Here is a 25,895-nt window from a genome sequence, read left to right as displayed (position 1 = left end):
TCGGATTGGTCTTTTTTTATGACCTATATTAGAGCATATGTATTATAGTCAGTTCGAAATAAAATCGACACCCTAATGTTATCGTGTAGTTGGTATCAATTTTCCTTGCGTGCTGTTATCTTTCGATGCTGCGCAAAATCCATCCCAACCGCACTGTATCGTTTTCAAAGTGAATGAACTATATTTAGCTACGTAGCTTTTATTTTGTGGTTAAAGTTTATCTGTTGCAATCAAGCACTTTTCTTTAATGTGCTATCGGTTACAATATGAGCTAGAGATAACAATAACGAGGGTAACGACTTTATGGATAATTTATTAACTGCGCAGTCGCATATCGAGCTTAAAAAAAGTGATAACGACATCATTAATATCGGCAACGATCAGCCGTTTGTATTATTTGGTGGCATGAATGTTTTGGAATCCAAGGTGCTAGCGTTTGAGATCGCTGAGCAGTATATCGATATTTGCGAGCGTCTAGGGATTGGCTATGTGTTTAAAGCTAGCTTCGATAAGGCCAACCGCTCAAGCCTACATTCGTTTCGTGGCCCAGGTCTCGAGCAAGGCGTAGATTGGCTCGGACAAATCAAAGAAAAGTACCAAGTGCCAATCATCACTGACGTGCATGAGCCGTATCAAGCGCAGCCTGTCGCTGAGGTGGCCGATATCATTCAGCTGCCTGCTTTTTTGTCGCGTCAGACGGATTTAGTCGAAGCGATGGCCAAGACGGACGCTATTATTAATATCAAAAAAGCGCAGTTCCTCGCGCCGCATGAGATGCGCCATATTATGAATAAATGCTTGGAAGCTGGCAACGACAAGCTCATCCTATGTGAGCGCGGTAGCGCGTTTGGTTATAACAATCTAGTCGTCGATATGCTGGGCTTCGATACCATGAAGCAGATGGATGTGCCAGTATTTTTTGATGTCACCCATAGTTTGCAGCAGCCGGGCGCGCGTAGTGATAGCGCAGGCGGTCGCCGTGAGCAAATAACCACGTTAGCTCGGGCCGGTATGGCGACAGGGCTTGCTGGACTGTTCTTAGAAGCCCATCCCAATCCTGAGGCGGCTAAATGCGATGGCCCTTGCGCGCTGCGTACCAGTCAGCTTGAGCCGTTCTTGCGTCAGTTAAAGCAGATTGATGAATTGGTCAAAGGCTTTGCGATATTAGATACTCAATAAGGCACACGTCAATTATTCAACCGTTTAGAAGGATAAGGTTATGGCTATTCAGGTCGCAAAAGTCAGTATCGAAAATATTGATGATCAAGAGGGTATCGATGGGGTAATGACCGCGCTCAAAAACATCCATGGGGTTACCGCAATCGAGCTTGATGCGGCGGCCAAAACCGCTTTGGTAAGTTATGAAGATACTGATACTAGCATTCATGCGTTGACAGCAGCGATTACGATGGTGGACTACGTTACTCAGCCCTTTCCTATCGATGCGCCGCAAAATCCGCGCAACTTGGATTAGTGGCTGACTGATTGCAAGCAGATTGAGCAATTGGTTATTTTAAATACTGCCAGGATTTGTTTAGTTTAGCTGTTTTGAGCTGACAAGTTATTAAGCGCTTAATAAATTGATAACCAACTGTTCTTGTAGTTAACAAAGATAACCCTTAACGTAGATAGCGAAAGCTCATTTAAATAATGAGCCGGAAAATAGCAAACGATAATGAATCAAAAATAATCAACCAAATATAATTAATCAAATATAACAAGGAGCCTAACATGGCAAATCAAACGAGAATCATTAAAGTCGATGGCATGACTTGCGAGAAGTGTGTCGAGAGCGTACACGGTGCGACTGTCGGTATGGACGGGGTAGTAAGTATCGCGGTTGACTTAGCAGATAACTTAGCAACGGTTACTTTTGATGATGCAAAAACTAGCGCTGATAAGATTGCTAGCGCTATCGATGATGCTGGATTTGACGCTACCGTCGCTAATTCATAAGTATAGTTTTGATTGATAGGAATACCAGTTATTTTAGATAGCTGGTTTTTTTATAGCTCACTGTTTTATACCTTGTATTAAACCGTCTCGTCTCTAAGCGCTTAGTGCTAAGCGACTGAGGGTATTCAACCGCCTAATGTCACTTGAAAATAGTCTAAAAAGCCTAATCTCATAACCACTACAATATACTTATTCTTTAATTATCGCTAAATGAGTGATCCCATGATTGATTCTTCCCGCACCGCTACTGATGAGCCTTATGAAGTAGATACTGATATTCAGGCCAATACCGCCTTGCAGCCAGAGCGCGCGCATTTGCAACTGGCGATTGATGGTATGTCTTGTCAGGCTTGTGCCTCACGTATTGAAAAGGTGCTGAATAAAAGGGATGAGGTTTACGAGGTCAATGTCAACTTTGCTGGCGAGACGGCGAACGTTGATTATAACCCGGAGCAGACCACGCCTGAGCAAATCACTGAATGGGTCAATAAGACTGGGTTTGTTGCCAATTTGCAGGCAGGCGATAGCTTATTTGCCAAAACCGATGAAGACACCGCGACTAAATGGCCTTGGCGCTTAATCGCACTTTGGGTCTGTCTAGCGCCTTTTTTAGTCGGCATGGCGGGTATGCTGACAGGCTTTGGTATGGCGTGGATGCCGCCGGTTTGGATACAGTTTATACTTGCAACTATCGTCCAGTTTGGTCTAGCACTGCCTTTTTATAGTAGCGCTTGGGCGTCGATCGAAGGCGGCTTAGCTAATATGGATGTGCTAGTCGTCATCGGCACTCTAGCCATTTGGGGATATTCTACTTATCTGTGGCTGACACATGGCGATGGAACATTAAATAGTTTATTGCAAAGTGGACATGCTAGCGGTCATGGTGCAGACAGCTTGGGCGTTTATTTTGAAGCTGGGGTGATGGTCATTGCCTTTGTGCGTACCGGTAAATACCTAGAGGAGCGTACCAAAAAGCATAGCTTGAATAGCATTGATTTACTGCTATCTTTAACCCCAGATGAGGTCGAGCTACAGCAGGCGGATGGCAGTTTTCAAGCGCTGCCGCTAGCTGAGGTGAAGATGGGCGATATCTTACGCGCCAAACAAGGCAGCCGAGTCGCGACCGATGGCACAGTGATTGAGGGCAGCGGCTGGTGTGAGGAGAGTCATCTCACGGGCGAGTCGGTACCGCTAAAAAAAGAAGTGGGTGATGAGCTGTTAGCAGGGGCGTTGGTCGAGAACGGCAGTTTATTATACCGTGTGCGCGCTAAGGGTAGCGATACCAAGCTTGGCGACATGGTACAAGCGCTTAGTGACGCCCAAGGCTCCAAGGCAGATCTAGCTCGCCTTGCTGATAGAGTGACCGCTATCTTTGTGCCAGTGGTGATAGCTATTGCTATTATTACCTTTGCGGTCACTTGGTGGCTGACAGGAATGGTCGATACGGCGCTTATGCATGCGGTGTCGGTATTAGTGATTGCTTGCCCTTGTGCACTAGGACTGGCAACTCCTGCCGCGATTATGGCGGGTATGGGAGTTGCAGCAAGGCATGGCGTATGGTTCAAAGATGCCCAAAGCCTTGAAGCGGCGGGTCATATCGATACCGTCGTACTCGACAAGACAGGGACGTTAACCCTTGGTAAGCCGGCTATCGTTGATCAAATGATGGTCGATAAATCAATAGCTGCTGATGATGTGCTTCAGATAGCTGCTAGCGTTGAGGCGCACGCCAGTCACCCACTAGCAACTGCGCTCATCAATGCAGCGAGCGCACGCCAGTTAGCACTGATGCCAGTAACACGGATAAATGTAGTCAAAGGTGCAGGTATTCAAGCGACTATTGAAGGCTTAGGAGTGATCAAGGTTGGCACCGCTGAATTTGCTAGTTTGAAGCTACCCAGACTGATGCCAAAAGTCTGGCAAATCGCCAGTACGGTCGCCGTAAGTATCAATGATGAGCCGCTCGGCGCTTTTGCTTTGGCCGACGATCTAAAAGCAGATACACCGCAAGCGATTAGCGCCCTACAAGAGGCCGGTCTCAAGGTCATTTTGATGAGTGGCGACAAGCAGTCGGTGGTCGATCATGTCGCTTGGCAGTTAGGTATCGATGAGGCTTATGGCCGCATGAGCCCGCGTGATAAAGCCAGTCAAATTGCCAAATTACAAACCGCAGGTCATAAAGTGGCGATGGCGGGTGATGGAGTTAACGACGCCCCGGCTATGGCCACCGCGGATGCCAGCTTTGCCATGTTTGAGGGCACAGATGTCGCACAGCATAGTGCTTCTGCACGTTTGATGGGTGAGTCTTTGATGCACATTGACGCGGCGCAAAAGATCGCTAGTGCCACCCTGCGTAACATCAAACAAAACCTATTTTTTGCTTTTATTTATAACTGCCTAGGTATTCCCTTGGCGGCTTTTGGTTTCTTAAATCCTATGATCGCCGCCGCGGCGATGGCGCTAAGCTCTATTTCTGTCTTAATGAACGCGCTGCGTTTAACGCGGTTTAAAACTAAGGTCGAGCTAGATGATACAACACTGGTTTCAAGTCCTAAAAAACTAGCTGCAGCTAAATAAAGTGCCAGAAAATTTAATCCAATTTATGCTATGATGCCAACTATTAAAGCTCATTTTACTTTCCCTTTTTTATCCCACACACTTGGCATGACCAAAGGAATTCACAGACATTATGTACGCTGAAGAAATCACAAACGTTACGGCAATTAAAGACATCCGCGCTCGTGAGATTTTAGACTCACGGGGTAATCCAACGATTGAGGCGGATGTTATCTTAGCTGATGGCACTATTGGACGTGCAGCCGCGCCAAGTGGTGCCTCAACGGGCTCACGGGAAGCGCTTGAGCTACGAGATGGCGATAAAGATCGTTACTTAGGTAAAGGTGTCAAAAAAGCCGTCGCTAATGTCAATAGCCAAATCCGTAGCGCACTGATGGACAAAAACGTCACTGACCAGCAAAAAATTGATGATGCGATGATTGCGCTTGACGGTACTGAAAATAAAGAAAGCCTAGGCGCTAATGCTATGCTAGCGGTGTCTTTAGCAACTGCCAAAGCTGCGGCAAAATCACAGAGCCTGCCGTTACATCAGTATATTGCCAATCTGCGTAATCAGACTTCTTTGACGATGCCAGTGCCGATGATGAATATCCTAAATGGTGGTGAGCATGCTGATAATACCGTCGACATTCAAGAGTTTATGATTGAGCCGGTAGGTTTTACGAGCTTCTCAGAAGCGCTACGTGCGGGCACAGAGATTTTCCATAGCTTAAAATCAGTATTAAAATCACAAGGCTTAAATACTGCCGTCGGTGACGAGGGCGGCTTTGCTCCTAATTTGCGTAGCAACGAAGAAGCCATCACTGTCATTATGCAAGCCATTGAGCAAGTCGGCTATAAGGCGGGCGATGATATTCATTTAGCGCTTGATTGCGCTGCTAGTGAATTCTATAAAGACGGCAAATATATTTTGGCAGGCGAGGGTAATAAGACTTTTGATAGCCAAGGCTTCTCTGATTATCTTGTCAATTTAACACGTCAATATCCGATTATCTCTATCGAAGATGGTTTAGATGAATCAGATTGGGACGGCTGGAAATACCTAACCGAACAAATCGGTGATAAAGTCCAATTAGTCGGCGATGATTTATTTGTCACTAATCCTGCTATCTTGCAAGAAGGTATCGATAAACATATCGCTAATGCTATCTTAATTAAGTTCAATCAAATCGGGACGTTATCTGAGACCTTAGATGCTATTTATATGGCTAAAAAGAACGGCTATGCGACCATTATCTCGCATCGTTCAGGTGAGACTGAAGACAGCACTATCGCTGACCTAGCGGTCGGTACTGCTGCCGGTCAAATCAAAACTGGCTCACTATGCCGCTCAGATCGCGTTGCGAAATATAATCAGCTCCTACGTATTGAGCAGCAAGTTCGTGCCAGCTATCGCGGCGCCGATGAGTTCATAGGCTTGCGCGGTTAACGCACTTGTTCGCTAAACGGTCTTTTTCTACTGGGTTAGGAAAAGACCTTTTATTATCATTAATGTGAAGCTCCTTTATGAAGTATTTCAGTCAATTCATGCTCCTTGCTTTAGCCGTTGCGGTACTATTAGGGCTACAGTATCAGTATTGGCTAGGCGAAAATGGCCGCTTTGCAAGTAAACAGCTCTTGACCCAAATCGAAGAGCAGCAGCAATCTAATGACAATCAAATAGCGGCGAATGAGCTGCTACGTACAGACGTCCATGATTTAAAGACCGGTCTTGAAGCCGTAGAAGAGCATGCACGCTTAGATTTAGGCCTGATCAAGCCTAATGAAACCTTTGTACAGATATCTACTGCCCCAACTACCCATAGCAGCTATAATCCATAATTATTATAAGATAAAACCGCTTTTAAGCTGATTTCTGCGTCTTTGCCTTTCGCCTTTTCAAATATCGATAATAGCCCTGTCATGAATACTACTCCGAACATACACGCCATGATTGTCGCTGCTGGTCGCGGTAGCCGTTTTGGCGCTGCTGTTGCTAAGCAGTACACTAGGATAAACGAGCAAACTCTATTGCAGCATAGCGTGACTCGGCTAGCCTCTAGCAGCTATATAAATCGCTGTTATTTAGTCATTGCGGCCGATGATGAAGTAGCCTCAACCTTAACGTTTGCACTACCGACTGATTATGTCATCGGCGGAGCAGAGCGTTGGCAATCTGTCCGTGCTGGCGTTAGCGCTATTCTTGAGAGTGGCGCTGATAAAAGCGATCTTATCTTGATCCATGATGCTGCCCGTCCAGCTGTGCCCACTGAGGATATCGATAGCGTTATCACAGCCGCCATGTCTGAGCCATACGGCGCTATCTTAGCGGCTCCGGTAGCAGATACCTTGAAGCTGTCTGCAGCGCCGCCTGCACAGCACTTCGATGATGGCAGTGATTCTTCGGTTAGCGATAACGATTATATAAAAACGACCATTAACCGCCAGCACATGTGGCAGGCACAGACGCCGCAGATCTTTCGAGTCGGAGAGCTGAGCCGTCTGTTAGACTATGTCAATGAATATCAATTATATATCACTGATGAGGCCAGTGCCTTTGAATACTTAGATCTACCTATTCGCTTAGTAAGTGGTAGCCGCCAAAATATAAAATTAACCTTTCCTGATGATGCTATATTATTGGCTGCTATTTTGGCAGCTCAAGCCTCCTTAAAATAAACAAAAGTTCTTAATCCTATCTGAAAAAAGTCATTCGCTCAATATGAATAAGATGTGCTGATACTTTCAAAAAAATGTATTTGAAAAGCTAAGTGTTGCATAAAAATCGTTTTATTTGAACAAAATCACTAGTCCTGCTTTAGCTTTGTCCATAATAATTACCAAAACCCTCCTAATTACAATTAATTAGCACTCAGAGCAGAGTTTGTTTGCTTTGTTGACTATAAAGGCCTATGATGTAACCAAGTCTATACAATTAGGCTAAGAATCCTATAATATATATAGTTAGACACGACGTTCCCATTGAGTCCTGTCAGGCCTTTATATTATAAATTATAAATAATTGTTTGCTTTTTAACTGGTTTGCTTAATTATTTGTCTATATCATAATAAGGAGAATCTGATTGTCAAAGCTCAATGAAATGACAAGTTCAGACACCACTAACCTCTATCAATTTATCTATATTAGTCGTATTACTTCTATAGGGCTTTCTGGCGCTAGTACACTTAATGATATCGCTGAAGTCTCAATTGCACACAATAAAGCTGAAAACATCTCAGGTATTCTTTGCTACGGTAATGGTTATTTTTTTCAATATATTGAAGGCTCAGAACAGGCACTAACAAATCTAAAAAACCGCATATTAAAAGACAGTCGTCATAAGGAAGTGCAGACTTTAGAGTTTTCGGCTATTACTGAGCGCCGCTTTACTGGGTGGTCATTACGTTCAATTATTCTTGAGCGCTGGATGCTTAAAGACCCTAAGATGAAAGCGCTGCTACCATTCAATCCCTATAATTGGGCTCCTGATGAATGGATGAGATTTGTAAATATTCTGCAAGGCTACTATGAAAACCAAGAAATAGAAGGCGAAATCGACACTCAGCCTATTAAGTATAGTGCGTTGGGTCTGACCTTTAGTAGAGTTGTCGGCCAGCATCAAGCCTTCTTCCTTATTCAAACTGTATTAGGGGTATTGATTGTTTTGGCTTTATTATGGTTTATGTTGTCAGATAAAATATAAGAGTTTAAAAAAGTTAATTTTTCATTAGATCATCATAAGTATTAAAAAAGCCAGCATTATGCTGGCTTTTTGTATTTTAAGAGTGAAAGTTATGAATAGCCTAAGAGATATTCCTCTATCGATCAGTCCTTTATCGAATACTGAGCACGCCCAAACTGGAACAAAAATATAGCCACAAAATTTGGCTCACAGAGTCTAATTTTTAGACATAAAAAAACCTTCAAAATCCAATAGACTTTGAAGGTTTTAAAAACGCTTACTATTAAAAGTAAGCGTTTTAATATGTGGCGTCCCCAGGGGGATTCGAACCCCCGTTACCGCCGTGAAAGGGCGGTGTCCTAGGCCTCTAGACGATGGGGACTAGGTCATACGCTTCAGCTGCTTTCACCGTTTATGCTGAAGTGGTGCACATTTTAATAGCGTCTGTGCTTACTGTCAAGCTTTTTTCTACGTTTTTTTAACGTTAAATATCTTTTTTTCAGTGCACGGCGAGGATGTAGATTATTCTTTTTTAAATGATGGCGAATCCATAAAGAAGTGCAAGCACTAATTGTTATCGCTAAAAGCATATAACCTAGAATGGTCGCCCATAGTTTCGTTTGCGGGTCCATAGCAAAATCCTCTTTAATGACCTCTATTACTCATCATACGCATGATTGCACCTGACGAGCAAGCGAAGGTAGATAAAGATTACAAATGCTATCCGGCCGCCTGTTAGTGCTATTTTAACCTTCCTGTTCACTAGTAGTTTCCTGCTTGTCATCTGGCTCTGATTCAAGCGCATCGGCATGCAGGGCGTTGGCGAGCATCGGGTAGCTATTGAGAATATGACAAAAAAGCTCGGCTGTTTTTTGTGTATCGTAGAGCGCTGAGTGGGCATCGTTGCCATCGAACTCTAGCCCTGCGGCTTTACAAGCGCGTGCCAGTACTGTCTGTCCAAAAGCTAAAGCCGATAAAGTCACCGTATCAAAGACTGAGAACTGGTGAAAAGAGCTATGGTTTTTGCTATTGGTACGTAGCACCGCAGCGTTTAAAAACCCTAAGTCAAAATGGGCGTTATGACCGACCAAGACGCATTGACGACACTCTTGCTCACGGCGTACTTCTTTAAGCGCCTTAAAGATACGGCGTAGCGCTGTCTTCTCATCTTCAGCGATGGCTTTACGCATAGGGTTATTGGGGTCAATACCGGTAAATGCTAAGGCTTTGGGTTCTAGGTTTGCGCCTTCAAACGGCTCAATATGTGCGTTTAACGCCTCTCCTAAATAAAACACGCCTTCATCGTTGAGTAGGATCGGAATACACGCAATCTCCAGCAAAGCATCGGTCTGAGCATTGAAACCTGCGGTTTCTACATCGACGACGACAGGCATAAACTTACGAAAGCGCTCTTTTAGGGTCATCGGCGCCTGTACCTCTACTGCCTCCAGATTTGCTGAAGGGGTGCTGTTTTTATCCTTACCTGTCTTACTCGTTAAATTTTCGGTGGACGAAGTCATCTCGCTTTGCATAGTCATAACCATCTAAATCGTGTTTATCATCAGTGAAAAAGCCGTTTTGCAACGGCTTAGTAAACTGCGCTCATTAGCGAAGTTTGAGGTTGGCGGGTCTATCGATTAGTCTTTGATAGACCAAGGTAGCGTCTCACCGGCCATCAGCGGGGTGAGGGTAGAGCCATCAAAGTAAGGGTAAGCGCTCGGGACTTGCATCGGGGTCTTAGTCAAAGTGACTGTCTCAGTGTTTAGCTCTAACCCATAGAACTGCGCCCCAAAACGACTGGCAAAGCCTTCTAGCTTATCGATTTTACCGACGCTATCAAAAGCCGTGGCATACAAAGCAAGCGCCACCTCTGAGCTATAGCAACCGGCACAGCCGCACGCTGCTTCTTTTTTGTCCGTCGCATGCGGGGCGGAGTCGGTACCCAAAAAGAATTTTGGATTACCACTAGTCGCGACATCTAGTAATACTTTCTGATGGCTTTCGCGCTTTAGGATAGGCAGACAATATAGATGTGGTCTGATGCCGCCTACTAACAAATGGTTGCGATTGAGCATCAAATGCTGCGGGGTAATCGTTGCGGCGACATGATTACCTTGTGACAACACAAAATCCGCTGCATCACTGGTCGTAATATGTTCCATGACGATCTTTAGCGTAGGAAACTTGCCGATGATTTGTCCCATGACCTCTTCTAAAAAGCGTTTTTCTCGATCAAAGATGTCCACATGACTATGAGTAACTTCACCATGAATGAGTAGCGGTAAGTTGTGCTTCTCCATGGCCTCAAAGATATCAGCGCGAGCGTTAATATCAGTAACCCCATCAGCGGAGTTGGTTGTGGCACCGGCTGGATAGAGTTTGACCGCTTGCACGATGCCGGATTGAGCGGCAGCTTCGATATCTTGTACGCTCGTTTGATCGGTCATATACAGAGTCATACGTGGATCAAAGGCAGCTTTACGCTCCTTTGGAATATCGCTTATTTGCAGTCGCTGCAAGATACGCTCACGATAGGCGCGAGCATCGTCGGTGTTTTTGACGGGCGGAACGAGGTTTGGCATGCAGATGACGCGGTTGAAGCTGGACGCTGCGTGCGGCACTGTAGTAGCAAGCGCCTGATCATCACGCAAATGAAGATGCCAGTCATCTGGCTGAAGGATAGTTAACTCTGCAATCGAATCAGTAATAGGAATCATAGCGCTCAATAGGTTGATTGATGAGATAAAAGGCGTAAAAATGCTCTAATAAAACCACATTTATTGTTTGACTATCATAACAGGTTTACTGACATGACTGAATATGTGGCTGCACATCTCTACATAATTATTGGCAAAAGCAGACGAGCTGGGCACTGCTTAGCATGATGATCTAAGCTGCGCGCGCTGTTAGACTTTTGCCTATAGCAAATATGATGTACACTGGAGATGGAATCTATTTTTGACTCAGTTTTCATCTTTTTTCGTGCTTTTTTAATCTTTTTTATATTATTTATCACTAATTATATTTACTTACCACTCATTATACTGACAGCAGGAGTTATTTATGGCGCAACTTGATCCAAAAAATATCAATAAAATTGTCTTAGCCTATTCAGGTGGTCTTGATACTTCCATCATTGCCAAATGGCTACAAGAAACTTATGATGCAGAAGTCATCACCTTTACCGCTGATATCGGTCAGGGCGAAGAGGTTGAGCCCGCTCGCGCCAAAGCGGAAGCGATGGGTATTAAAGATATCTATATCGAAGACTTACGTGAAGAGTTTGCTCGTGATTATGTCTTCCCAATGTTCCGTGCTAATGCCATCTACGAAGGCGAGTACTTACTAGGCACCTCTATTGCGCGTCCACTCATCGCCAAGCGCTTGGTTGAGATTGCCAAAGAGCATAATGCCGATGCTATTAGTCACGGTGCAACTGGTAAAGGTAACGATCAAGTACGTTTTGAGCTAGGCGCTGTCGCTTTATCCCCTGATATTGTCACTATCGCGCCTTGGCGTGAGTGGGATCTATCGAGCCGTGAAAGCTTAATGAAATACGCCGAAGAGCACAATATCGCAATCGATTACGCTGGTAATAAGAAAAAATCTCCATACTCTATGGATGCCAACTTGCTGCATATCTCCTATGAAGGCGGTATCTTAGAAGATCCGTATGCAGAAGCTGAGGAAGATATGTGGCGCTGGTCAGTGAGCCCAGAAGAGGCACCTGATGAGCCGCAATATCTAGAATTAGAGTACAAAAAAGGCGATCTCGTTGCTATCGATGGCGAAGCACTCAAGCCTTATGAGGTGATGATTAAGCTCAATGAGCTTGGCGGCAAGCATGGTATCGGCCGTTTAGATATCGTTGAAAACCGTTACGTTGGTATGAAGTCGCGTGGCTGTTATGAGACACCAGCCGGTACTATCATGCTAAAAGCGCATCGCGGCATTGAGTCTTTGACACTAGATCGGGAAGCGGCGCATCTAAAAGATGAGATCATGCCACGCTATGCTAAGATTATCTATAACGGTTATTGGTTCAGCCCTGAGCGTCTTATGCTACAAGAGCTTATCGACAAGTCGCAAGAGTATGTCAACGGTACGGTACGTGTGAAGCTGTACAAAGGCTGCGTAAGCGTCGTTGGTCGTAAGTCAGATGATTCATTATTCGACGAAAAAATCGCCACTTTTGAAGATGATGCGGGTGCTTATGACCAAAAAGACGCTGAAGGTTTCATCCGTCTAAATGGTCTACGTCTAGCGATCGAAGCCAGTCGTGGTCGCGATCTATCTAAGTAAAGCTACCAAAACTTATGATAAAAAACAGAGGCTTTAGGTCTCTGTTTTTTTATGCAAAAAGGCTTTTACCGCTAGAGTTACTTCGCATCCTCTTCGTCATCGACTTTTACAATAGCGACGTCCTGTTGCTTGCGCTCTTCGGCTTGATCGTGTTCTATGACCGCCTCAGTTGCGGTTATCGCTCCGCTTGATTTTTGTGATTGATATTTCAGGGCAGCCAAAGCACTGAGCGCACCAATGACTAGGATAATTATAAGAATGACAGGGTTTTTCCAAAGCGGTGCTGCAGGCTCGTACTCAATCGGCGTCTCACTCGTAGTGGCAGGCGTGTTATCGCTATTGCCACCGATTAACGCTAAGCTGACTAATGGCGCGCTCGGCGGATTGATAGGTTCAGAGGCAATACGCAGACGCTGACGATTGAGATAGATGTCAGAGATTTTGGCTAGCTGTAACAGCCAACGCTGATGCGGCACACTGATATTAGGAATCTGGGTAAAGATGAGTAAGTCGTTATGTCGGCCTTGTTGGATATTTTCAGGCGAGCGGCCTATTACCTTTAGATAATTAGACGTCGCCTGTTGCATATCTTGCCCAGAAGCAGCAAGATTAGGCTTGAATTTCATCAGCTCATACCAGTAAGCATCAAACGCTGGTGGTCTAATATCAAGCACTTGTGAATCTGCTTGTTCGATATCAGCTATTTTAGCGTCTGTAGCTTCAGTGCTCAGCGCTTGTGGGTCTGCAGTCGTGTCTAACTCATTATTCGTAGGTTTAGTTGGAGCCATCTCTTTGCTAGAGGCTTGGAGGTTAGCATTGGCCTCGCTACTAGCCGCTGAATCTGCTGCAAAACGCTGCTTGGTTAAGAACTGCGGTTGCAAGTCAAACCATTTGTCCAACTCCTCATTATCCAATTGACTATACTCTGTCAAAATAGCCAGCTCGCGTAGCACAATAATAGTCAGAGTACCGAGGAGGGTTTTGACTTGGGCAGGGCTGCCATCAATTTGACCGGCAATATAGTCACAAGCATCATTGACACGAGTACTATCAATGAATAAAGTCTCAGTGACATCATGACGGTGATAAAGCGTGGCACTTAACGTCGCAAAATTCATCGCATTGTACTGGCGTAGCTCTTTGACCGCTGCTCGTGAGAACAGTTTTTTATTCACCGCTTGCGCTTGGTGGCGCTGCTGGTAAGCCAGCAAAGCAGCAAGGATGGCCTGCACGCTGCTGTTTACGGCTATACGGGTTTGCGGCAGCGAGAGAGTGGCAGCATCGGCTAATAAAGAAGTCAGAGGCTGAATATCCTGATACAAAAAATCATACATCGACACGCGTGTCGGTGAAATAGTGGTCATAATCTGCTAGCATCAAAAAGTGTTTATCTATCTTACGGTGCAAGCTATGCAGATACAATCCCCTAATATTAGAAAATTTTAGAGGGCTTTTATGTTATTGATAGGGCTAATAATTTTATCTGGATTTATATATGAAAAATATCGATATACCAAAGACAGAATTGGTAATTAACATCGCAGCGCAGACATTGACTACTTATAACAATGGGGTAGCTAGCCCTCCTTATCCTATCTCAACTGCCAAAAATGGTATCGGTAGTCAACAAGACAGTGGCTGCACCCCGCTTGGTCGTCACGTTATTGCCCAAAAAATTGGTGGCGATGCGCCTATGAATACGGTATTTGTCGGACGCGTTGCTACTGGTGAAGTATATGACATAGATTTAGGGAGTCAGTATCCACAGCGAGATTGGATACTCAGCCGTATTTTATGGCTTAAAGGCTTAGAGGAAGGCGTCAATAAAGGCAGTAATGAGCAAGGCGGCTGTGATACCTATCAGCGCTACATTTATATCCACGGCACTCCTGATAGTGAGCTGATGGGCATACCACTCTCACATGGCTGTGTGCGTATGCGCAATGCCGATATCATGGAGCTATTTATCCAAGTAGAAGAGGGCACGCCCGTAACACTTATAGAGGGTTAGCATGAGAGCGTGCCTTTTTAGGATTAAATGGTTTTAAGGTAAAAGATTATTCCTTTAAGCTATTTTGGGGCCATTTGTTTAGCTCAAAGTAGCCCTTACCAAAAGCTAGCAGTATCTTGCAGCTTAGCCAAATGTTTTTTACAGCGTTTAGTATCAGATTCTAGCTGCGCGGCAAACCATCCGGCCCCATATAAAGCTTGCGTGTCAGTGTGAGATTTTTGCTGATAATAGTGCTGATATTGGCGGTGATCTAAATACTCCCCAAGCGCTCGCTGCGCTTTTTTCAGACGTTTTAGCCAACGTTTACTTTTTTTCTTTGCATAAAAAGGGGCGGCAAACTCGCTGAGATAGCGCATTTTTTTGAGCTGCTTACGCAGTTGGTGCGCTTTATCATAGATAGCAGCGCTCCGATCAGTATCATCAGTAGAAGCCTCCAAAATGATATCTTCAAAATCATACTCAGCCTTAAGCAGCTTAATATGCTGCTTAGAGAGTCTTTTTGCCACTTTATCTTGCGCGCATTTATAGGCTTTTGGCTCGTGAGTAGTGTCACTCATCGTAAAAGCGATAAGCTCAAGCAAAGTCAGCTGAAAGTCATTGGCACGAACGGCGTCTATCGGCGTTATTTTTAGTTTGTCGATATCAGCGCTCCAATCAACGCTAGGCGCGCCAGCGTATTGTAGCGTTGGCTCGACATTAGTGACTAAGTAAGCCAACTGGCGATAATCGCCTAGTAGTGTCGCCGTTTGTTTTAAGATAGGCAGCCATTCAGGATTGAGCTGCTCGGAGAATTTTTTAAAGCTCTTAAGCGCGCTGCGTAATCGTTGTATGCCTATACGTAGCTGCAGGACATGCTCGTTATCTTGGCTACCCGCTGCGATGGCGCTACTATTAGGTAGTATCTGTAATAAGCAGTTATGAACGACTGTACGCACGAACGCCGGCAAGCTACTGTCTTCATCGATTCTTAGCGCGTCTAGGTTGGCGCGAACCGCAGGGCTAAAGTCTTGCTCATGGAGTAGTAAGCTACCACGCTCAGCTTTAGTGACAGTTGATAAACACAGCTTATAGCGTTTGCACCATACTTTTGCAGTAGCGAATAAAAACTCTAACTCGCCTGAGACCAGCTCAAACTCTATCTCTTGCATATCCTGCACTTTTGCTTCATCTGTCCCATGAATAATCTTGCCATGATCATAGGCCACCTCAATGGTACTCACTGTACCTTGCTCATTCGCGCTTTGGGTTTCATCTTCTACTAATAAGCGAGTGGTGCGCTCGATATCGGTGATATATTGACGCGTTAATTTTTTATTGATTTTTTTGAGTTTAAAGTCTGCTAAAGCTGGGGCAATAGCGGTCTCTTTATATATTGATAAATCAGGCAGCAAGCTATCCGTCGCTAACATCGTCTGCACCAGTTCACTATCTAGAGTGATATTGTGCTCTAGACGCGCAGCAATGACATCGCCACCGGCTTTGATAGTTTGTACCCATTCATCGCCTTCACGGCGAATTCGCAGCCCTATACCGCTTTTGGCAAGCTCTTGTTTGGGCGTATCAAAATAATGGGCGGACATCATTGTCGTCTGTGAGGATTTTACTTTTGCCTGACGCATAAGACCTTTTAATCGAGCTTTTGGCACCAAGAACTTCAATTCAATCTCTTGCATGATGTCTCCTAGGAGTTTTTATAATAGTGGGTTTGTTTCTATCCTATGAAAGCTGTCAATGAATGACAAGTAAAGTTTTGCCTAAGACTGAAGTAATGGTTGTAATAGATCCAATGCTCTTTATATCCAATGCTCTTTTAAAAAGTGAGTTGGCGCAGGTACAGTACCTGCATTAACCACAGGTAAAATATAGTCATAAAAAAAGCCACTCTACTGTTGTAGAGTGACTTTTATTTAAGCTTACAAAGCTATGAGTTATTCATAGTTTATAGCTTGAGATTAACCAAACTGGTTCATAGTGTTCTTGCCACCACCAGCTTTTAGAGCGTTGTCACCTGAGAAGATCTCTTTGTGATCATCGCCAAGATCAGAACCGGCCATTGCTTGATGCTTAACGCATGAAATGCCTTCACGGATTTCTTTACGTTGTACGCCAGCGGCATATGCAAGCATACCTTCTTCACCGAAGTAGCCTTTAGCTAGCTCATGCACACTTAGAGCAGTCGTGTGATAAGTTGGTAGGGTGATTAAGTGATGGAAGACACCTGCTTCACGTGAGGCATCACGTTGGAAGTTCTTAGCAGCTTCGTCAGCAGCTTCATCAAGCTCAGTACCATCATAGTCGCTGCTCATTAAGTCATCTTTGTTGTACTTAGAGATGTCTTTGCCTTCTTCTTCCCACTTAGCAATGATTTGCTTACGGAAGTTTAGCGTCCAGTTGAACGATGGGCTGTTGTTATAAACGAGCTTCGCTTTTGGCTGCTGCTCTTTGATACGATCTACCATCATTTTGATGTGTGCTACGTCTGGAGTAGGCGTTTCGATCCATAGTAGATCTGCACCGTTTTCTAGAGCAGTTACACAGTCAAGTACGACGCGGTCGATGTTGGTGTCTTCACGGAAGCTGTACAAGCCGTTTGGCATACGAACTGGACGTACCAATTTGCCGTCATGCTTAAGTAAACTATCGTTTTCGTTAGCGTCTTCAATGCTCACTTCTTCCATTTCTAGGAAGTCGATATATTTAGAAGCAAGGTCGCCTGGCTCATTTGATACTGGGATTTTTTGTGTTAACGATGCGCCTTCAGAATCAGTACGGGCAACGATAACGCCGTCTTCAACACCTAGCTCTAAGAAAGCATAGCGAATAGCGTTAAGCTTAGCGATATAGTCTTCATGCGGTACCGTTACTTTACCAGCCTGGTGACCACACTGCTTAGCGTCAGAAACTTGGTTTTCGACCTGAATGGCACAAGCACCAGCTTCGATCATCTGCTTAGTGAGCAAGTAAGTGGCTTCTTCGTTACCGAAACCGGCATCGATATCAGCAATGATTGGCACGACATGAGAGTCGAAGTTTTCGATTTTCTCTAAGATAGCTTTAGTGTCTTGACCCGCTTCTTCGGCAGCGTTTAGCTCACGGAAGTAATCGTTCAATACTTTAGCGTCAGCTTGGCGTAAGAAAGTGTAGATCTCTTCAATAAGCTTAGGTACTGACGTTTTTTCGTGCATAGATTGGTCAGGTAGAGGACCAAACTCAGAACGTAGCGCAGCTACCATCCAGCCTGATAGGTAGATATAAGTCTTTGAGGTAGTACCGAAGTATTTTTTCTTTGCATACATGGTTTGTTGAGCAACAAAACCGTGCCAAGCACCTAAAGACTGAGTATACTGAGAAGTATCATTGTCGTAGTCTTCCATGTCTTGGCGCATGATTTTAGCAGTGTACTTTGCAATGTCTAAACCGGTTTTGAAGCGGTTTTGTATCATCATACGGGCAGCATCAGTTTCGCTGATATTTTGCCAGTTACCATGCTTTTGCTTTAATTCACGTACTAAATCGATAGCTGACTTATAGGTTGTTGACATTTACTGTCTCCTTGGTGGGGTGAAAAAAACGAGGTAAAACAAGAGTTTATCGAAAATTATATTGTATGGAACTATAGTTGCGATTGAGTTACGACTACTTTGATACTGATTGATTACTTAATACTAAATGCCTGCCTTGTTGGCCTAGTAATCGTTTAATAGTAGAGACGGCATTTGTCTTCTTGAAATATTAGGACTATTACCCTAAACAAACCTGCTTCTAAATACAAGGTGTTTCATTTAAATTATTTACGAAAAAAGAGCAAATGAACCATCAAGAAGTAACGATAGGGTGATGACGTTGAAGCTACTTGTTATCCATCAGAAATGTTACAATATTCGCCAGTAACACGGCTTAGAGCGGGCATGCGAGTTAAGCGTTGAGTCTTACTATAGACAATTTAGTGTGATTTACCTAATTTATGATAGTTATCTTTGGTATTTATTATAAATATAGTTTAATAAAATCAGTGAGTTATATATAAAGATAATAGGCTAGATGGGTTACTAAATGGTCTTTTGCCTAAGTTAACGGGTGCGTTCGGTTTTTTGGAGCGATTCTAGACACTTAGTTCTACCGCAATTGGACTCTACAAAACTTAGCTTTACGCATTTAGCTCTATAGATAAGCATAGTGGTCGTTTTCAGATCAGTAGAGCAATTTAATCATTTATCATCAGTATTTAAAAATAGCGCTCATGTAGCTATTAACGCTAAGTGGCATTTATTATAAAGCGAAGAGAAACACATATGAATTTGCAGCGGGTTGATTTAAATTTATTAGTACATTTAGATGTATTGCTTCGAGAAAAGAATGTCACACGCGCCGCTGAGCAGTTAGGTATCACCCAGCCTGCTATGAGTAACATCTTGCGCCGTCTGCGTAAGCTATTTAATGATCCGCTATTAGTGCGCTCTTCTGAGGGAATGACACCGACGGAGCGTGCGCTTGAACTACAACCTCGGATTCGGGAAATACTCGCTGATTTGACGCAAGTGCTTGAGCCGCGTACGGAGTTTCGTCCTTATAGTACGTCACGTGTCTTCCGGATTATGACGTCGGATTATGCAGAAGCTACTTTGGTTCCTAAACTGGTCAAGGCTCTGCGTTCTGAGGCGCCTAACGTTATTTTAGACTTTTTGACTCCATCAGACGTGTCTTATCGTGATATGGAGCAGGGCCGAGTCGATTTGGCGATTAATCGCTTTAATGAAATACCGCAAAGCTTTCACCAAGTGCTGGTCTGGCGTGATACTTTTAGTTGCCTGCTATCTGCTGATAGTCCTTACGTGAATCGGTTCAATCTCAAAAACTACCTCAAAGGCCAGCATGTTTGGGTCTCTAAGACGGGCATGGGCGTAGGGTTTGGGGTTAATCCAGAAAAGTCTGGTGGCCTCGGATCTATTGATCAAGCTCTACAGCGCTTAGGGCAAAAGCGTCAGATAAGTGTGTTTACTCGTCATTATCAGATGCCAGCGATGCTAGCTGCTAATAAGGACTTGATCGCGACTTTGCCAACGCGAGTTGCTCGTATGCAAGCGACCAATGATAGCATCGTTATGAAAGAGCCGCCTTTCTTCATTCCTGAGTTTGAACTGACGATGGCGTGGTCACCACTACTGCAGCATCACCCAGCGCATCGTTGGTTACGACAACTGATTATGCATGTTGCTCGGCAAGTGGTAGCCGAGGAAGAGGGGCAACAGCAAGACATTCCCGTTATTACGCAGTTATTCTAACAAGATAAACTACTTTATCGAACGATAGCTATATGCTGTTACAATGTTATAAGAGTGCTATTCCAGTGCTCTCAAGGCCAACTCATAGGTGGGTCTTTTTTATGTTTATCATTCCATCCAATAGGAATTATTGTACTGATAATTCTATTAATACTTTAGGCCTACTTAATAGACTTTATTAAGTAGGCCTTTATATTTCAGTCACATTATTAACATCAAAATCACACTTCATTATATCTTGTAAAATTACACGGCTAATTATTTGTTATTATAAAATCATCAATTAAATAGTGCTTAAAGATTTAATATTTTACTTCTGTGATCTTCAGATTGAAAAAGACTCGGAGAAGAAAAGCTCTTTAAACCATTTTATAATCGATTAATGTTGTTTGGCTGATCCATTGAACAATCAAAGGTTTCCAGCTAATAATACTCTTAGAAATTAATAACAAAATAAGGATAATGAATCATGGCAGATATTACTACGGTAAACCCAGTAACGGGCGAAGATATTAAAGAATATAACTATATGACTAACGATGAGGTCAACAAAATTGTTGATGCCTCACATGAAGCATTTCTGGAATGGCGCAAAACAAGTCATGAAGAGCGTGCCAAAGTGATTAAATCTATTGGTGAAACTTTAGCCAAATATAAAGAAGAGTTATCAAAACTGATGACTGAAGAGCGTGGTAAGCTTTATAATCAAAGTTTAAGCGAAGTAGATTTGTGCATAGGAATTTGTGACTTCACGGCAGAGAAAGGCGTTACCGCTCTTGCAGATGATGTACGCGATATCGAAAATATGAAAAAAGGTATCGTCACTTATCAGCCGATCGGTGTCATTTATGGTATGCAACCCTGGAACTTTCCAGCTTATCAAGTATTTCGTTATGCCATTGCTAACTTGATGGCGGGTAACAGTATTTTATTAAAGCATGCCGCTAATGTGACAGGCTCTGGCTTATTAATCGAAAAAATCTTTCATGAGTCTGATCTGCCAAATGATCTATTCCGTACGATCTTGATTGATCATGATCAATCAGAGGTTTTGATCGGCAACGATAAAGTGCGCGGTGTTACACTCACTGGTAGTGATGATGCAGGTAAAGTTGTTGGTCAACAAGCGGCAAAAGTCCTCAAAAAGGTTGTGTTAGAGCTTGGCTCAAATGATGCCTTTATTGTGCTTGAAGACGCTGATTTAGATCTTGCTGTAGAGACTTGTACGCAAGCGCGTCTTATTAATAATGGTGAGACTTGTGTTGCAGCGAAACGTTTCATCGTTGTCGATAGCTTGTATGATGAGTTCCGCGATCGTATTGTTGAGAAGTTTTCGAACACCAAAACTGGTGATCCTATGGACGACAGCTCTGATATCGGCCCATTAGCACGTAAAGACTTGCAAGAGAAATTACACGAGCAAGTTGAAGAGAGTGTCAAGAAAGGGGCTACGATTTCAGTTGGTGGTAAACTACCAGAAGGTAAAGGTAACTTTTATCCAGCCACGATTTTAGAGAACGTAAAGGAAGGTCAACCGGCCTATGATGATGAGTTGTTTGGCCCAGTCGCTTCATTGATCCGCGCAAAAGATCAAGACGATGCTATGCGTATCGCCAATGACAGTCGTTATGGTCTAGGCGGCGCTATCTTCTCTAAAGACGAAGATAAAGCCATTCGCCTAGCTAGTGAGCAGTTTGATACCGGTATGGTCTATATCAATGGTTATGGTCTAGCAAATCCGGCGCTACCGTTTGGTGGCGTGAAAAACTCAGGTCATGGCCGCGAGCATGGTGGCTTCGGTATCAAAGAGTTTGTCAATATCAAAGGCTTGCATGTACATAAAAGCTAATAGCATATAAAGGGTTTAAAACTAGAACAACCCAGTGCTAAACAATACAAAGCCCAGTCATTCATATATTGAGTGACTGGGCTTTTATTATGTATGTCATTATTTTAAGTTAGATGCTGTTTTTATTGATCGATAAACAGCGTTAATGGTAGCGCTGGCAAATAGCTATCATCATTTTTTGAAGAATCGATGTTGAGGGTCAATACTCCTTTAGCGATAAGCAAAATCGTCCAAGGCAGCAATTGATGCTCAAGTTTTTGTACACGTTTTTGCAAGCTATCAGCAGTATCTTTGGGATTAACTTCCAATAAAGCTTGAGTCAAAACAGTACCCGCATCAAGCTCAGCAGTAACCACATGGACACTACAGCCATGATGACGTTCGCCCGCCTGAATTACCCTTTGATGAGTATCAAGCCCTTTGTAAACAGGGAGCAAGGAGGGGTGCAAGTTTATCATTGGGGCGATAGAATACTGAATAAAATCGCTACTCAATACGCGCATAAACCCAGCCAAGACAATCAAGTCAGGTTGCCAGTCTTGCAGCTGCGCATTTGCATGCGTCTCAAAAGTTTTGATGCCCATGCGTTTGCCATTAGCAACATGGGATAATAAAGCTACTGGAATAGAGGCCTCTTTGGCGCGAGTTAGCGCATAAGCATCCTCGCGATTACTAATGACGCCGACTATCTCTATAGGTAGCTCGCCTGACTGCATAGTGTCTATTAATACTTGCAGATTGCTACCACTACCTGAGACTAAAACGGCTACTCGTAATGGTTTATTATTTTGGCCCAAAGATGAATCTGACATTATCGATAAACGACCGCGTCAGTAGCGCGGCTCACCATTTCACCGAGTTGCCAAGCTTGTTCACCATTATCGTTTAAGATCTCAATAGCTTTATCAGCCTGTTGTTTTGGTACGACAATCACAAAGCCGACGCCGCAGTTAAAGGTACGATACATCTCGCTTTGGGCGATATTACCTTGGGTTTGTAGCCAGGTAAATAGCTCTGAGAACTGCCAGCTATTCGTATCAATACTAGCGGCCAAATTATCCGGTAGCACTCGTGGTAAGTTGTCTGTTAAGCCGCCACCAGTAATATGCGACATTGCATGTAAGGCCGAGCTACCAAGCGTGTCTTGCAACGCTTTAATAGCTTTGACATAGATACGAGTCGGTGCCATTAGGGCATCTTGAATAGGCTGGCCGTCTAGCTGCTCATCGCTAGTGCTAACATCGATACCACTGACTTCTATGACTTTACGGACTAGTGAATAGCCATTGGAGTGCGCGCCACTAGAAGCCAGTGCAATCAGCACATCGCCTTCGCTGACATGCTCACCGGTGATGACTTCCGCCTCTTCAACGACGCCGACACAGAAGCCTGCGAGATCATAGTCTTCGTCTTGATACATCCCTGGCATCTCAGCGGTCTCACCACCGATAAGGGCGCAGTTAGCAAGCTTACAGCCCTCACCAATGCCGCTGACGACCGTAGCTGCGGTATCCACATCGAGCTTGCCCGTCGCATAATAATCTAGGAAGAATAAGGGCTCAGCTCCGCATACGAGTAGATCGTTTACGCACATAGCGACCAGATCAATACCAATCGTATCGTGACGATCAAGCTGTAGTGCCAGCTTGAGCTTAGTGCCGACGCCGTCAGTACCAGAGACAAGTAGTGGTGAGGTATAGCCGGTAGGGATACGACATAGGGCACCAAAACCACCAAGACCGCCAACTACTTCAGGACGGGTAGTGGCTTTAGCCACGGACTTGATACGTTGGACTAACGCATCACCAGCATCGATATCAACGCCAGCATCTTTGTAGCTTAAAGAAGGCTTGTCACTCATGGTCATCTCACAATTGGGGTATATTGAACTAAATAAGATAAAACAATTTTTGTGTGCGCATTATACCCAAAAATAGGCCACTCTCGCAAAGCAACTTGCTAATATTCTCCATAAAAGCCTTATATTTCTTATAAAATAGCGATAAGTGTCGAAGGAGTAGTCGATACAAAAAGTTCACCGCTTTTTATGGTTACTTTGCGATAATATCAGTCTTAGCTTTCAGAAGTCCTTATGAAAGTTCTTATCATTAGGCATTTTAACTTTTATCGCACATAAGCTCATTAACCTTCTCTTACTTGTAGGATCACTAATAATGACATCTCAGCATATAGATCCTTTTTTTCGACGTCTATTTATCGTCGTCATTATTATTATAGCTTTGTTTTTATTGAAACTGATGTTGCCCGTCATCATCCCTTTTTTCGTTGCCTTTGTACTGGCTTATTTATTTAATCCTTTAGTTAAGAGGTTAAGCAAGTACGTTAGACGCTGGATTGCTATTATCGTAGTTTATGCCACTATTACTCTGGGAATGGCACTATTACTGTGGTGGTTAATACCGACGTTGTGGTACCAGTTGCAGGCGGCTTGGGAGTATTTACCAAGGATTTTGAGTTGGTATAATGATGTGGTTCGCGACTGGGTGGTTAACAATACCAATATACTACTGCCAGCTTTGCAGATCGAAGGTTTTTCTGAAACCTTGGTCAGTTATATGCAGACTCATTACAATATCTCTGATGCTAGCACATGGATGAGCCAAATTCTTTCCTCAGGGATGAGGTTTGTCAATAATGCAGGCTTAATTGTATTGGTACCTATCTTGACGTTCTACTTTTTGTTCAATTGGGATCAACGTATTCATACTTGGAAGATGGCCATTCCGAAAGGATATAGCAAAAAAGTGATTGCTATTGCTCAAGAGTGTGATCGCGCTTTAATGGAGTTCATCAAAGGACAGCTTTTGGTTATGGTGTTATTGGGCGCTATTTATGCTGTACAGCTGCAACTAATCGGTTTAGAGTTGGGACTAACTATTGGTATGGTGGCTGGTATAGCAAGCTTCGTACCATATTTGGGCTTTGGTTTGGGCTTTATTGCTGCCATCATAGCTGGACTATTTCAGTTTGGCTTTGATTGGTTTTATCTGTCGTTGATTGTAGGGGCTTTTTTGGTAGGCCAAGCAGCTGAAGGTTATGTGCTGCAGCCCTTATTGTTAGGTGATAAAATTGGTCTATCGCCACTATGGGTTATCTTTGCGGTATTAGCAGGGGCAAGTATATTGGGTTTCGTTGGTATGCTTATTGCGCTGCCAGTATCAGCGGTAATCAACGTACTATTTAGACATTTATATGCTTATTATCGAACCACTAACTTTTATAAAGGCCGCGTCCAGCTGGATCTATTCAAAAGAGAATGATCTTATTTTAAAAACAAATCATTCTTTGCCACGGCTAAAACGGGTAAAGCACTTGTCAGTCATTTTAGAAATATGGTATATATAGGCGCAGTGTTTATAACACAATTTTAAATATATGGTTTCTCAATACCGTTTTACTGTGTTACCCAAACTAAGTTGACGATCTATGGCCCAAGCACAGCTAAGTCTCAATCTGGACATTAAGCATGATGCGAGTCTCAGCGACTTTTCAGGTCCCGGTTGGATGTCTATCATTGATGCAGTGCGGCAGCTCCATGTCGGCCTGATAGGTCAGCTGTACCTATTTGGTAGTCCTGCTACCGGCAAATCGCATCTATTATCTGCCATCTGTGAGTCGTTTATTGATATTGATAAGTCAGCCATTTGCCTCTCGCTTAACGAATTAGTCAATACCGATGTCAATGTCCTCTCCTCGCTAGAGAATTTTGATGTTATCGCTATCGATGATCTAGACGTTCTAGAGCATAGCACTCAGTGGCAAGAGGCTTTGTTTCATCTGATCAACCGTAGCCGAGAAGGCCAACGTCAGTTATTATTTGCCGCCAACCAATCTGCTAGTAAGCTACCGTTTCAGCTGACTGATCTACTTACTAGGTTGTCGCAAGCGCCAAGTTTTAAGGTCCCTGATGGTCATGAGTTGGTCGATCGTCAAGCGCTGCTGGAATCTATTTTGCGCCGGCGGGGCTGGCAATTTGATGAGCGAATTCTCAATCATTTGCTCACAGAAGGCCCTCATCGTATTGGCGCGATGATGGAAGTGCTCAATTACATACAGCCTATGTTTTCAAACTTAGGCCGCAGCAATATCTCAAAAGCGGTCATCAGCGATGCCCTGCGTACGATTGATGAGCAAACCTTAGCCGCTGAGCTGGCCGATATCAGTCAAGAAACTCAAGTCGATAGTCAAGCGGCGATTGATGACAATCAGACGATGCCACTCGACTTTTAAACTTA

22 protein-coding genes and 1 tRNA gene are annotated in these 25,895 nt (G+C 43.8%); 14 read left to right on the top strand and 9 right to left on the bottom strand.

The window, feature by feature from the left end; translation table 11 throughout:
* Window positions 1-303: 303 nt before the first annotated feature.
* From kdsA to ACS8E3_RS07165, 8 genes are all read left to right on the top strand, one after another.
* Window positions 304-1,179 (top strand): 3-deoxy-8-phosphooctulonate synthase, encoded by an 876-nt coding sequence (gene kdsA / locus ACS8E3_RS07200; RefSeq protein ID WP_439242710.1) that lies wholly within the window; start codon window positions 304-306, stop codon window positions 1,177-1,179.
* Window positions 1,180-1,219: 40 nt separating this feature from the next.
* The gene (locus ACS8E3_RS07195; protein ID WP_439242708.1) at window positions 1,220-1,474 is read left to right on the top strand and encodes a cation transporter; all 255 of its coding nucleotides are present in this window, start codon (window positions 1,220-1,222) and stop codon (window positions 1,472-1,474) included.
* Window positions 1,475-1,731: 257 nt separating this feature from the next.
* On the top strand, window positions 1,732-1,956 hold the full coding sequence (locus tag ACS8E3_RS07190; RefSeq protein ID WP_439242706.1) for a heavy-metal-associated domain-containing protein: 225 nt from the start codon (window positions 1,732-1,734) through the stop codon (window positions 1,954-1,956).
* A 222-nt stretch (window positions 1,957-2,178) separates the two neighbouring features.
* A complete protein-coding gene (locus ACS8E3_RS07185) occupies window positions 2,179-4,533 on the top strand; it encodes a heavy metal translocating P-type ATPase (protein ID WP_439242704.1) in 2,355 nt (784 codons plus the stop codon).
* A gap of 112 nt (window positions 4,534-4,645) precedes the next feature.
* A complete protein-coding gene (eno, locus tag ACS8E3_RS07180; protein ID WP_439242702.1) occupies window positions 4,646-5,962 on the top strand; it encodes a phosphopyruvate hydratase in 1,317 nt (438 codons plus the stop codon).
* Between the two features lie 77 nt (window positions 5,963-6,039).
* Complete coding sequence (locus ACS8E3_RS07175; protein WP_439242700.1) at window positions 6,040-6,354, top strand: FtsB family cell division protein; 315 nt, start codon at window positions 6,040-6,042, stop codon at window positions 6,352-6,354.
* 81 nt (window positions 6,355-6,435) lie between these two features.
* Window positions 6,436-7,191 carry a 2-C-methyl-D-erythritol 4-phosphate cytidylyltransferase gene (gene ispD, locus ACS8E3_RS07170; RefSeq protein ID WP_439242699.1) on the top strand — a complete coding sequence of 252 codons (756 nt, stop codon included), beginning with the start codon at window positions 6,436-6,438 and terminating at the stop codon, window positions 7,189-7,191.
* A 422-nt stretch (window positions 7,192-7,613) separates the two neighbouring features.
* On the top strand, window positions 7,614-8,216 hold the full coding sequence (locus ACS8E3_RS07165) for a BLUF domain-containing protein (RefSeq protein ID WP_439242697.1): 603 nt from the start codon (window positions 7,614-7,616) through the stop codon (window positions 8,214-8,216).
* Window positions 8,217-8,501: 285 nt separating this feature from the next.
* On the opposite strand, the gene ACS8E3_RS07160 is transcribed toward ACS8E3_RS07165, so the two are convergent.
* From ACS8E3_RS07160 to pyrC, 4 genes are all read right to left on the bottom strand, one after another.
* Window positions 8,502-8,577 (bottom strand) — tRNA-Glu (locus tag ACS8E3_RS07160).
* Window positions 8,578-8,629: 52 nt separating this feature from the next.
* The gene (locus ACS8E3_RS07155; protein ID WP_439242695.1) at window positions 8,630-8,827 is read right to left on the bottom strand and encodes a hypothetical protein; all 198 of its coding nucleotides are present in this window, start codon (window positions 8,825-8,827) and stop codon (window positions 8,630-8,632) included.
* A 114-nt stretch (window positions 8,828-8,941) separates the two neighbouring features.
* Window positions 8,942-9,619, bottom strand: coding sequence for a ribonuclease T (gene rnt / locus ACS8E3_RS07150; protein WP_439242803.1), 678 nt, complete (start codon window positions 9,617-9,619; stop codon window positions 8,942-8,944).
* A gap of 213 nt (window positions 9,620-9,832) precedes the next feature.
* On the bottom strand, window positions 9,833-10,912 hold the full coding sequence (gene pyrC / locus ACS8E3_RS07145; RefSeq protein WP_439242693.1) for a dihydroorotase: 1,080 nt from the start codon (window positions 10,910-10,912) through the stop codon (window positions 9,833-9,835).
* A 346-nt stretch (window positions 10,913-11,258) separates the two neighbouring features.
* On the opposite strand from pyrC, the gene ACS8E3_RS07140 reads away from it, so the two are divergent.
* The gene (locus ACS8E3_RS07140; RefSeq protein ID WP_439242691.1) at window positions 11,259-12,497 is read left to right on the top strand and encodes an argininosuccinate synthase; all 1,239 of its coding nucleotides are present in this window, start codon (window positions 11,259-11,261) and stop codon (window positions 12,495-12,497) included.
* Window positions 12,498-12,574: 77 nt separating this feature from the next.
* Here ACS8E3_RS07140 and ACS8E3_RS07135 read toward each other — a convergent pair whose 3' ends face one another.
* Window positions 12,575-13,861: a hypothetical protein gene (locus tag ACS8E3_RS07135; RefSeq protein WP_439242689.1), complete on the bottom strand. Its 1,287-nt coding sequence runs from the start codon at window positions 13,859-13,861 to the stop codon at window positions 12,575-12,577.
* Between the two features lie 131 nt (window positions 13,862-13,992).
* On the opposite strand from ACS8E3_RS07135, the gene ACS8E3_RS07130 reads away from it, so the two are divergent.
* Window positions 13,993-14,508: a L,D-transpeptidase family protein gene (locus ACS8E3_RS07130; RefSeq protein ID WP_439242687.1), complete on the top strand. Its 516-nt coding sequence runs from the start codon at window positions 13,993-13,995 to the stop codon at window positions 14,506-14,508.
* A 95-nt stretch (window positions 14,509-14,603) separates the two neighbouring features.
* Here the strand turns inward: ACS8E3_RS07130 and ACS8E3_RS07125 are convergent, their stop codons facing one another.
* Together ACS8E3_RS07125 and ACS8E3_RS07120 are read right to left on the bottom strand one after the other, a co-directional pair.
* Window positions 14,604-16,181, bottom strand: a complete 1,578-nt coding sequence (locus ACS8E3_RS07125) for a CYTH and CHAD domain-containing protein (protein WP_439242685.1) — start codon at window positions 16,179-16,181, stop codon at window positions 14,604-14,606.
* A gap of 279 nt (window positions 16,182-16,460) precedes the next feature.
* On the bottom strand, window positions 16,461-18,050 hold the full coding sequence (locus ACS8E3_RS07120; RefSeq protein ID WP_439242683.1) for an isocitrate lyase: 1,590 nt from the start codon (window positions 18,048-18,050) through the stop codon (window positions 16,461-16,463).
* A 750-nt stretch (window positions 18,051-18,800) separates the two neighbouring features.
* Between ACS8E3_RS07120 and ACS8E3_RS07115 the strand changes: the two genes are divergently transcribed.
* Together ACS8E3_RS07115 and ACS8E3_RS07110 are read left to right on the top strand one after the other, a co-directional pair.
* Entirely contained in the window at window positions 18,801-19,790 is a 990-nt protein-coding gene (locus ACS8E3_RS07115) for a LysR family transcriptional regulator (RefSeq protein ID WP_439242681.1), read from the top strand.
* A gap of 469 nt (window positions 19,791-20,259) precedes the next feature.
* Window positions 20,260-21,639 carry an NAD-dependent succinate-semialdehyde dehydrogenase gene (locus tag ACS8E3_RS07110; RefSeq protein ID WP_439242679.1) on the top strand — a complete coding sequence of 460 codons (1,380 nt, stop codon included), beginning with the start codon at window positions 20,260-20,262 and terminating at the stop codon, window positions 21,637-21,639.
* 122 nt (window positions 21,640-21,761) lie between these two features.
* On the opposite strand, the gene purN is transcribed toward ACS8E3_RS07110, so the two are convergent.
* Both purN and purM read right to left on the bottom strand, forming a co-directional pair.
* Window positions 21,762-22,451: a phosphoribosylglycinamide formyltransferase gene (gene purN / locus ACS8E3_RS07105; protein ID WP_439242677.1), complete on the bottom strand. Its 690-nt coding sequence runs from the start codon at window positions 22,449-22,451 to the stop codon at window positions 21,762-21,764.
* On the bottom strand, window positions 22,451-23,500 hold the full coding sequence (purM, locus tag ACS8E3_RS07100; protein ID WP_439242675.1) for a phosphoribosylformylglycinamidine cyclo-ligase: 1,050 nt from the start codon (window positions 23,498-23,500) through the stop codon (window positions 22,451-22,453). The genes purN and purM overlap by 1 nt, the downstream gene beginning before the upstream one ends.
* Before the next feature lie 313 nt (window positions 23,501-23,813).
* On the opposite strand from purM, the gene ACS8E3_RS07095 reads away from it, so the two are divergent.
* Both ACS8E3_RS07095 and hda read left to right on the top strand, forming a co-directional pair.
* Window positions 23,814-24,920 (top strand): AI-2E family transporter, encoded by a 1,107-nt coding sequence (locus ACS8E3_RS07095; protein ID WP_439242673.1) that lies wholly within the window; start codon window positions 23,814-23,816, stop codon window positions 24,918-24,920.
* A gap of 166 nt (window positions 24,921-25,086) precedes the next feature.
* A complete protein-coding gene (gene hda / locus ACS8E3_RS07090; RefSeq protein ID WP_439242671.1) occupies window positions 25,087-25,890 on the top strand; it encodes a DnaA regulatory inactivator Hda in 804 nt (267 codons plus the stop codon).
* The last annotated feature ends 5 nt before the right edge of the window (window positions 25,891-25,895 follow it).

Source organism: Psychrobacter sp. 2Y5, from assembly GCF_051847375.1.
Classification (GTDB): domain Bacteria; phylum Pseudomonadota; class Gammaproteobacteria; order Pseudomonadales; family Moraxellaceae; genus Psychrobacter.
Note: the sequence above shows the minus strand (reverse complement) of the source record. Positions and strands in the feature narration are given on the sequence as shown.

Excerpts from the sequence above, each read along its gene's own strand:
- kdsA (WP_439242710.1), top strand. The coding sequence starts at position 304 with ATGGATAATTTATTAACTGCGCAGTCGCATATCGAGCTTAAAAAAAGT.
- ACS8E3_RS07195 (WP_439242708.1), top strand. The coding sequence starts at position 1,220 with ATGGCTATTCAGGTCGCAAAAGTCAGTATCGAAAATATTGATGATCAA.
- ACS8E3_RS07190 (WP_439242706.1), top strand. The coding sequence starts at position 1,732 with ATGGCAAATCAAACGAGAATCATTAAAGTCGATGGCATGACTTGCGAG.
- ACS8E3_RS07185 (WP_439242704.1), top strand. The coding sequence starts at position 2,179 with ATGATTGATTCTTCCCGCACCGCTACTGATGAGCCTTATGAAGTAGAT.
- eno (WP_439242702.1), top strand. The coding sequence starts at position 4,646 with ATGTACGCTGAAGAAATCACAAACGTTACGGCAATTAAAGACATCCGC.
- ACS8E3_RS07175 (WP_439242700.1), top strand. The coding sequence starts at position 6,040 with ATGAAGTATTTCAGTCAATTCATGCTCCTTGCTTTAGCCGTTGCGGTA.
- ispD (WP_439242699.1), top strand. The coding sequence starts at position 6,436 with ATGAATACTACTCCGAACATACACGCCATGATTGTCGCTGCTGGTCGC.
- ACS8E3_RS07165 (WP_439242697.1), top strand. The coding sequence starts at position 7,614 with ATGACAAGTTCAGACACCACTAACCTCTATCAATTTATCTATATTAGT.
- ACS8E3_RS07155 (WP_439242695.1), bottom strand. The coding sequence starts at position 8,827 with ATGGACCCGCAAACGAAACTATGGGCGACCATTCTAGGTTATATGCTT.
- rnt (WP_439242803.1), bottom strand. The coding sequence starts at position 9,619 with ATGACCCTAAAAGAGCGCTTTCGTAAGTTTATGCCTGTCGTCGTCGAT.
- pyrC (WP_439242693.1), bottom strand. The coding sequence starts at position 10,912 with ATGATTCCTATTACTGATTCGATTGCAGAGTTAACTATCCTTCAGCCA.
- ACS8E3_RS07140 (WP_439242691.1), top strand. The coding sequence starts at position 11,259 with ATGGCGCAACTTGATCCAAAAAATATCAATAAAATTGTCTTAGCCTAT.
- ACS8E3_RS07135 (WP_439242689.1), bottom strand. The coding sequence starts at position 13,861 with ATGACCACTATTTCACCGACACGCGTGTCGATGTATGATTTTTTGTAT.
- ACS8E3_RS07130 (WP_439242687.1), top strand. The coding sequence starts at position 13,993 with ATGAAAAATATCGATATACCAAAGACAGAATTGGTAATTAACATCGCA.
- ACS8E3_RS07125 (WP_439242685.1), bottom strand. The coding sequence starts at position 16,181 with ATGCAAGAGATTGAATTGAAGTTCTTGGTGCCAAAAGCTCGATTAAAA.
- ACS8E3_RS07120 (WP_439242683.1), bottom strand. The coding sequence starts at position 18,050 with ATGTCAACAACCTATAAGTCAGCTATCGATTTAGTACGTGAATTAAAG.
- ACS8E3_RS07115 (WP_439242681.1), top strand. The coding sequence starts at position 18,801 with ATGAATTTGCAGCGGGTTGATTTAAATTTATTAGTACATTTAGATGTA.
- ACS8E3_RS07110 (WP_439242679.1), top strand. The coding sequence starts at position 20,260 with ATGGCAGATATTACTACGGTAAACCCAGTAACGGGCGAAGATATTAAA.
- purN (WP_439242677.1), bottom strand. The coding sequence starts at position 22,451 with ATGTCAGATTCATCTTTGGGCCAAAATAATAAACCATTACGAGTAGCC.
- purM (WP_439242675.1), bottom strand. The coding sequence starts at position 23,500 with ATGAGTGACAAGCCTTCTTTAAGCTACAAAGATGCTGGCGTTGATATC.
- ACS8E3_RS07095 (WP_439242673.1), top strand. The coding sequence starts at position 23,814 with ATGACATCTCAGCATATAGATCCTTTTTTTCGACGTCTATTTATCGTC.
- hda (WP_439242671.1), top strand. The coding sequence starts at position 25,087 with ATGGCCCAAGCACAGCTAAGTCTCAATCTGGACATTAAGCATGATGCG.